8 protein-coding genes are annotated in these 6,934 nt (G+C 49.1%); 6 read left to right on the top strand and 2 right to left on the bottom strand.

What is annotated here, in order from left to right:
• From ACLTD4_RS32395 to ACLTD4_RS32385, 3 genes are all read left to right on the top strand, one after another.
• On the top strand, positions 1-903 hold a 903-nt coding region (locus ACLTD4_RS32395; RefSeq protein WP_412331899.1), incomplete at its 5' end, for an FGGY-family carbohydrate kinase.
• Between the two features lie 31 nt (positions 904-934).
• Positions 935-1,555, top strand: coding sequence for a DUF4867 family protein (locus ACLTD4_RS32390; RefSeq protein WP_006782147.1), 621 nt, complete (start codon positions 935-937; stop codon positions 1,553-1,555).
• Positions 1,556-1,648: 93 nt separating this feature from the next.
• A complete protein-coding gene (locus tag ACLTD4_RS32385; protein ID WP_006782146.1) occupies positions 1,649-3,133 on the top strand; it encodes an L-fucose/L-arabinose isomerase family protein in 1,485 nt (494 codons plus the stop codon).
• A gap of 10 nt (positions 3,134-3,143) precedes the next feature.
• Here the strand turns inward: ACLTD4_RS32385 and ACLTD4_RS32380 are convergent, their stop codons facing one another.
• The gene (locus tag ACLTD4_RS32380; protein ID WP_006782145.1) at positions 3,144-3,473 is read right to left on the bottom strand and encodes a type II toxin-antitoxin system RelE family toxin; all 330 of its coding nucleotides are present in this window, start codon (positions 3,471-3,473) and stop codon (positions 3,144-3,146) included.
• Positions 3,470-3,793 (bottom strand): type II toxin-antitoxin system Phd/YefM family antitoxin, encoded by a 324-nt coding sequence (locus ACLTD4_RS32375; protein WP_006782144.1) that lies wholly within the window; start codon positions 3,791-3,793, stop codon positions 3,470-3,472. Before ACLTD4_RS32375 ends, ACLTD4_RS32380 begins: the two co-directional genes overlap by 4 nt.
• A 316-nt stretch (positions 3,794-4,109) precedes the next feature.
• Here ACLTD4_RS32375 and ACLTD4_RS32370 point away from each other — a divergent pair, with 316 nt between their 5' ends.
• The 3 genes from ACLTD4_RS32370 to ACLTD4_RS32360 all read left to right on the top strand — a co-directional run.
• A complete protein-coding gene (locus ACLTD4_RS32370) occupies positions 4,110-4,949 on the top strand; it encodes a tyrosine-type recombinase/integrase (RefSeq protein ID WP_006782143.1) in 840 nt (279 codons plus the stop codon).
• A 429-nt stretch (positions 4,950-5,378) separates the two neighbouring features.
• The gene (gene lepB, locus ACLTD4_RS32365; RefSeq protein WP_006782142.1) at positions 5,379-6,152 is read left to right on the top strand and encodes a signal peptidase I; all 774 of its coding nucleotides are present in this window, start codon (positions 5,379-5,381) and stop codon (positions 6,150-6,152) included.
• Positions 6,153-6,181: 29 nt separating this feature from the next.
• A partial coding sequence (locus ACLTD4_RS32360) for a ZmpA/ZmpB/ZmpC family metallo-endopeptidase-related protein (protein WP_412331898.1) occupies positions 6,182-6,934 on the top strand: 753 nt, incomplete at its 3' end.

Raw genomic sequence — 6,934 nt, 5'->3', positions numbered from 1 at the left:
GTCTATGAGTCCTGTGAGGTGACAGGCACTCTGCTTCCGGAGATAGCAGAGAAGACAGGATTGACGGCGGAGGTCAAAGTGGTTGGCGGCGCTGGGGACAATGCGGCGGCGGCTGTGGGAACCGGGATTGTGCGGGATGGAACAGCATTTACCACCATCGGGACTTCCGGTGTGGTGTTTGCACACAGCAGCCAGGTTTCCATTGACAAGAAGGGACGGGTGCATACCTGCTGCTGCGCGGTGCCGGGGGCATGGCATATCATGGGCGTGACCCAGGGGGCCGGTCTTTCCCTGAAATGGTTTAAGGATGAGTTCTGCCAGGATTATGTGGCGGAGGCGAAGGCCCAGGGAAAAGATGTCTATGATTTGATTAATGAAGATGTGAAGACGATTCCGGCGGGCAGCGACAAGCTGATATATCTGCCTTATTTGATGGGCGAAAGAACGCCTCATCTGGACCCGGACTGCCGGGGCGTGTTCTTTGGGCTGTCGGCGATTCACACGAAGAAACATCTGCTGCGGGCGGTGATGGAGGGCGTGTCCTATTCTCTCTGTGACTGCAACCAGATTTTAAAGGAGATGGGCGTGGATGTGACGCAGATGATGGCCTGCGGAGGCGGCGGGAAGAGCCCTGTCTGGCGTCAGATGCTGTCTGACCTTTACAACTGCACGGTGAAGACGGTGCAGCAGGACGAGGGGCCGGCTCTGGGCGTGGCGATTCTAGCCGGGGTTGGCTGCGGCATTTACCCCAGTGTGGAGGAAGCCTGCGACAGACTGATCAGTGAGAAGAGCAGCACCAGCCCGGTGGCGGAGAATGTGAAGACTTACGAGTGCTATCATCATATCTACCAGAATCTCTATCAGAGTTTGAAGGCGGATTATAAAGAACTGGCGAACTTGTAGAACGAACTATGTGGAGAGGAAGGGAAAGAATATGAAGCTGAAACATGTAAATGATTCGGAGTTTCGGATGTACGGCCGGGTGATTACCGGATATGAGGTGTCGGGGCTGATGGAGGAGATGAAGAAGACTCCGCTCCCGGAGGATGTGGTTTATGTGGCTTCCGTGCCGGAGCTGGAAGCATTGCCGGAAATCGGGGCGCTGGCGGACGGCGTGTATGGCGGAATGCCGATTCAGATTGGTTACTGCAACGGACATAACCGGAAGTTAAACGCGCTGGAGTATCACCGGGATTCGGAGGTGAATCTGGCGGTGACGGACATGATTTTGCTGATTGGACGGCAGCAGGATATCACGGAGGAGTACACCTATGACACCGGGCTGGTGGAAGCGTTTTTTGTGCCGGCGGGGACGTTGATTGAGGTGTATGCGACGACGCTGCACTATGCGCCGTGCCAGACGGACGAGGGGGGATTCCGCTGTGTGATCGTGCTTCCGAGAGGAACCAACGAGGAACTGGCCGGGCCGGCAGCCGTGCGGTGCGGGGAAGATAAGCTGCTGTTCGCAAGAAATAAATGGCTGGTGGGCCATGAGGAGGCAGGGCTTCCGGAAAACGCCTGGATTGGTTTGAAGGGTGAGAATGTTTCGATATAAAAGTATGAAGAAACATGTTTTCAGATAGTGAGAGAAACGGAACTAGTGAATTGTAAATAAAATATATTTCATAATAAAATGGAGGATATTCACATGATTAACATGCCAGAAGTAAAAATCGGTATCGTAGCCGTAAGCCGCGACTGTTTCCCGGAGAGCCTTTCCGTGAACAGAAGGAAAGCGTTGATTGAAGCCTACAAGGCCAAATATGATGAGAAAAATATTTATGAGTGCCCGGTCTGCATCGTGGAGAGTGAGATACATATGGTACAGGCACTGGAGGATGTGAAGGCGGCGGGATGTAATGCCCTGGTTGTTTACCTTGGCAACTTTGGACCGGAGATTTCTGAGACATTGTTAGCGAAGCATTTCGACGGACCGGCCATGTTTATCGCGGCGGCTGAGGAGAGTGGTAACAATCTGGTTCAGGGCCGTGGCGATGCTTACTGCGGGATGCTGAATGCCAGCTATAACCTGAAGCTGCGCAATATTAAGGCATACATTCCGGAATACCCGGTTGGAACAGCCGAGGAGTGCGCCGATATGATTGAGGAGTTTGTGCCGATTGCCCGCGCTATCGTAGGGTTAAGCGGACTGAAGATTATCAGCTTTGGACCGAGACCGTTAAACTTTCTGGCCTGCAACGCTCCCATCAAGCAGCTTTACAACCTGGGTGTGGAGATTGAGGAGAACTCCGAGCTCGATTTATTTGAGGCGTTTAACAAACATGCCGGCGACGCGCGTATACCGGATGTGGTGAAAGATATGGAATCCGAGCTTGGCGCAGGCAACAAGAAGCCGGAGATTCTGGAGAAACTGGCCCAGTATGAGCTGACACTGCTTGACTGGATTGAGGAGCACAGAGGCTACCGCAAATACGTGGCGATTGCCGGAAAATGCTGGCCGGCTTTCCAGACCCAGTTTGGATTTGTGCCATGTTATGTAAACAGCCGTCTCACCGACAGAGGCATTCCGGTGTCCTGTGAGGTGGATATCTACGGCGCGTTGAGCGAGTTTATCGGAACCTGCGTGAGCCAGGATGCGGTGACATTATTGGATATCAACAACTCCGTGCCGGCTGATTTGTACAATGAGGATATCAAGGGCAATTATGATTACGGCCAGAGAGAGACCTTCATGGGCTTCCACTGCGGCAACACCAGCTCCAAGAAGCTGTCCTTCTGCGAGATGAAGTACCAGCTGATTATGGCGAGAGCCCTGCCGGAGGAAGTAACCCAGGGAACCCTGGAGGGCGATATCGTTCCTGGCGATATAACCTTCTACCGTCTCCAAAGTACGGCTGACAATGTACTGCGGGCCTACATCGCCCAGGGCGAGGTGCTCCCGGTAGCGACACGCTCCTTCGGCGCCATCGGCATTTTCGCCATCCCGGAGATGAACCGCTTCTACCGCCACGTACTGATTGAGAAGAACTTCCCGCATCATGGGGCGGTGGCATTTGGACATTATGGAAAAGCGATTTATGAGGTGTTTAAGTATATCGGCGTTGACGTGGAGGAGATTGGGTTTAACCAGCCGAAGGGGATGTTGTATAAGACGGAGAATCCGTTTGCATAAATAAGGGTAATTATAAATGATGTTTATTCCGACGGGTTTTGGCTTCTTCGTAAACTTGCTCGTCGGTCCGCGTTGAGATAATAATGATGTTCATGATGGAATTGGTGATTTCTACTTTGTAGACGACCCGGATTCCCAGGTCACGAAATTTGATTTTTAACAGATTGGTTAGATTGGTTCCGTTCTTATTTCCAAGTGGTTTTCCGTAGCCGCCCTGTGTGGCTGGGAGAGGATTTTGACTGACTTTTTGAATTCCTTTTAGCACTTGGATACGGACGGAACCGTCTAATTTTCTTAGGTCTTCCTGCGCTTCTTCTAAAAATGTAATATTCCAAATCATTCGATATCAATATCCTCCGTTTCGTTTAATTCCTGTTCGGTGATGCCCAGATTGGAGAGAACATCGGCGAAAGGTATGGAATTTTTTCCTTCATTTTTTTTCAGACGTTCGCTGGCTTCCATCAAAAGCAGATAGTTTTCCTCAATTTCGGCCAGACGCTCATATTCTTCCGGGGACAGAATGATGGCGGAAGGCTGATTGTTCTTTAGCACGACCAGTTGTTTCTCCGTCCGAAGCCGGTCAAAAATCCTGGAAGCCTGCCCACGGTTAAATTGTGTGATGGGAACCAGACTTTGAAGCAGGTTGGCTGTTATAGTCATGTGTTATCACCTCTCTTTTTTCTTTTAGTATATGCGATTAGATGAAAAATAGCAATAGATAATAATGAGAATATAGCGATAAATTTAATGATTATAAAGCGATAAATATAGCGATATATCCGTGCGATTAAAATATCTTGAAAAATTATCCGGAATGTATCGTGCTGCGGCATGGGCATTCTCTTTTTGCATGGAAATAATTCCCAGCACAATCTGTTTTCATCTGCTTGAAAAATTTCCCTTTTGCGTATAAGGTATATCGTATACTGAAACAACAAAAGAGAAAAGTTCTATGGAAACGAGGGGGTACGGAAGGATGAGGATTACGGAACTGACATTGGAGGAGTACCGGGGGTATTTACAGGATGAGGAGCGGAGCAGCGCTACGGTGGAGAAATATCTGCGGGATGTTCGAAAGTTTATAGCATACTTGTCCGGCGATATGACAATTAGTAAAGATAAGGTGAGAGAGTATAAGCAGTGGCTGAAAGAGCGGTATACGATTGCCAGCGCCAATTCCATGCTGGCGGCCGTGAACAGCTTTTTTACATATCTGGGACAGGAAGAGTGGAAGGTGAGGCTGTATAAAATTCAGAGGGCGGTGTACAGCAAACCGGAAAGGGAGATGACGAAGGCGGATTATAAACGTCTGGTCTGTGCGGCAAGAAAAGAAGGTGATATGCGGATGAGCATGCTGATTCAGACCATATGCAGCACGGGTATCCGCATCAGTGAGCTGAAATACATCACGGTGGAATCATTGGGCGTGTGCCGGGCGGAGATTTATAACAAGGGAAAGTCCCGGCTGGTGCTGATCCCTTCCGAGCTTGCGCGGGCATTGAAAAAATATTGCAAAGAAGAAGACATCACTTCCGGGAGTATTTTTGTCACTAAGAATGGGAAGCCGATGGACAGGAGCAATATCAGCAAAAGGATGAAACAGATTGGAAAGACGGCTGGAGTGGACAGTGCGAAAGTATTTCCCCATAATCTGCGGCATTTGTTTGCGAGAACATTTTATAATGTGGAAAAAGATGTGGTCCGGCTGATGGATTTGCTGGGGCATTCCAATATCAGCACGACGCGAATCTATACCGTTGACACGGAGGAACGGCCCAGAGAGCAGATGGCGCGGATGCATCTGGTGCTTGATTAGGCCGATTACGACAAAATAAAAAATACCCCATAAGATATATTATGTGGTATTGACGATAATTTGCGAGGGGAAATACCCCTCACAATATAGTCTATTATACTTGCTTTCGTAAAAATTGCAAGGATAAAAATGGAAAAACATATAAATTGCGGCATATTTACGAGCAAAAAATATTAAAATACGTATAAATATGAAATTGGGTTATTTTGATAAAACATGGACGTCCGGAGATGGACGCGGACAGCCTTTCAGTTAATCAAAATTTTCAGAAAATCTCTTATTATCAGCAATCTGTTCTTTATGAGACCTAGAATCAGGTCCAAAACTTCAATTAACCATTACAGCCATGGTATTCAGTCCGCACAAACGGCAACGGAATACCACATAATATATCTTATGGGGTAAAATCCGGGAGAGAGGTGCCAGTTCGTGAGAGGGGCCGAAATAAAGGGGAAATCCCGCAGGCAGATGCGGGCAGGCAGTATAAATAAAACGGGAAAAAGCTCCCATTTTCGGACAGTGCGGTTCGGCGGATTCGAGGAGACCCAGATTATCTGTTATCTGTGGGATGTGATAAAGGCGGTGGAGGCCGGAGCTGCGGTCCGTGCCGGGGCATCAGACAGACCGGATAGTCTTGCGGAGGAAGCCCGGCAGCTGCGAATGCAGATGCGGGTTGAAATGCGGCGATATTTTGCAAGACGAAAGCGCAGAAATGTGAGAATTGTTCTTACTTTTATCATGCTGGCGCTGAGTGTGATCTGTCTGTTTTCTTTTATCATCGGAGTGGACCGGGTTTCCGGAGAATCTATGTACCCGTATCTAAATAACGGGGACTGGATTATATACAGCCGCCTTGGCGGTAGATGTAACAGGGATGAGGTAGTGGTCTTTGAAAATGGAGGAGAAAACTTTGTGAAACGTATCGTAGGGCTTCCGGGAGATACGGTGGAAATCAGTGTTTCAGGCGGCCGGGTGGTCGTCAATGGAACCCAGGTGAGGGAGCATTATATAACGCTGACAGTTCCGGAACGGGAGAATGACGGGAACGAGATGGGGGCGCCGTTAACCGTGATAGAGGGACAGTATCTGGTGCTGGGAGATAACCGTGGAGTTTCCATTGACAGCCGCGACCAGAATGTGGGAACGGTGGCGTCAAAGCAGATACTGGGGAGTGTGATACTGATTATCAGGACCAGAGGATAGGGATAAGAGTAAATGTTGGAGGGATACAGATGAGCCGCTTTATATTACATACGAAAACGAAGGAGAAAAAATACTTTACATATCTGGCAGCAGGAATCGCGTGTATCCTGCTGATTGCAGCGGGATGCTGTGCGCTGCGGGGAATAGGGACGGCCAGGGCGAAGAGCCGTGAGACAGTATTAATCTATACGGAAGAGGAACTGGAGCAGTATCTTCTGGATAAAAGCAGTGAGGAGTATAACTTAAATGGAAGATACCGGCTGGAAGAGGATTTGGAGCTTGGCTGGATAAGTGGTTCCATAGGGACAAATGTGGAACCATTTACAGGAAGTTTTGACGGAAACGGGCATGTGATAAGCGGGTTGGAAAGACCGCTGTTTGGCGTTTTGAATCAAGCGACGGTGGAAAATTTGTTCTTGAGTGACGTAGTAATTCAACATCCATTTACGTACTTCGACGGCGAATGCTATGTGGATGGATATGGTGCGCTGGCAGCGTATATAGTGGATTCCACGGTTCATAACTGTGGAATGGGTGGAGAAATCTATGTGGCCACTCCATCAGAGGCGGAGTATCAGACAGCGAAGGCCAGTCCGGCGGATGCGGAGGAATTGAAAGGTCCGGGATATGAGGAAGTGCCAAAATCACAGGAGGAGAGTAGTCCGGAAGGGGAAGCGGAGACAGAGGGGACGCCAGGAGACGGAGCAGGAAATAACACAGAAGAAGTGATACAGGATGACACAGGGAAAGAGGATGGGGATGGCGCTGGAGCAGAAGAGAGT

The sequence above is a fragment of the Hungatella sp. genome (genome assembly GCF_046966825.1).
The sequence above is the reverse complement of the archived record's forward strand: the minus strand, read 5'-3'. Positions and strand labels throughout refer to the sequence as shown.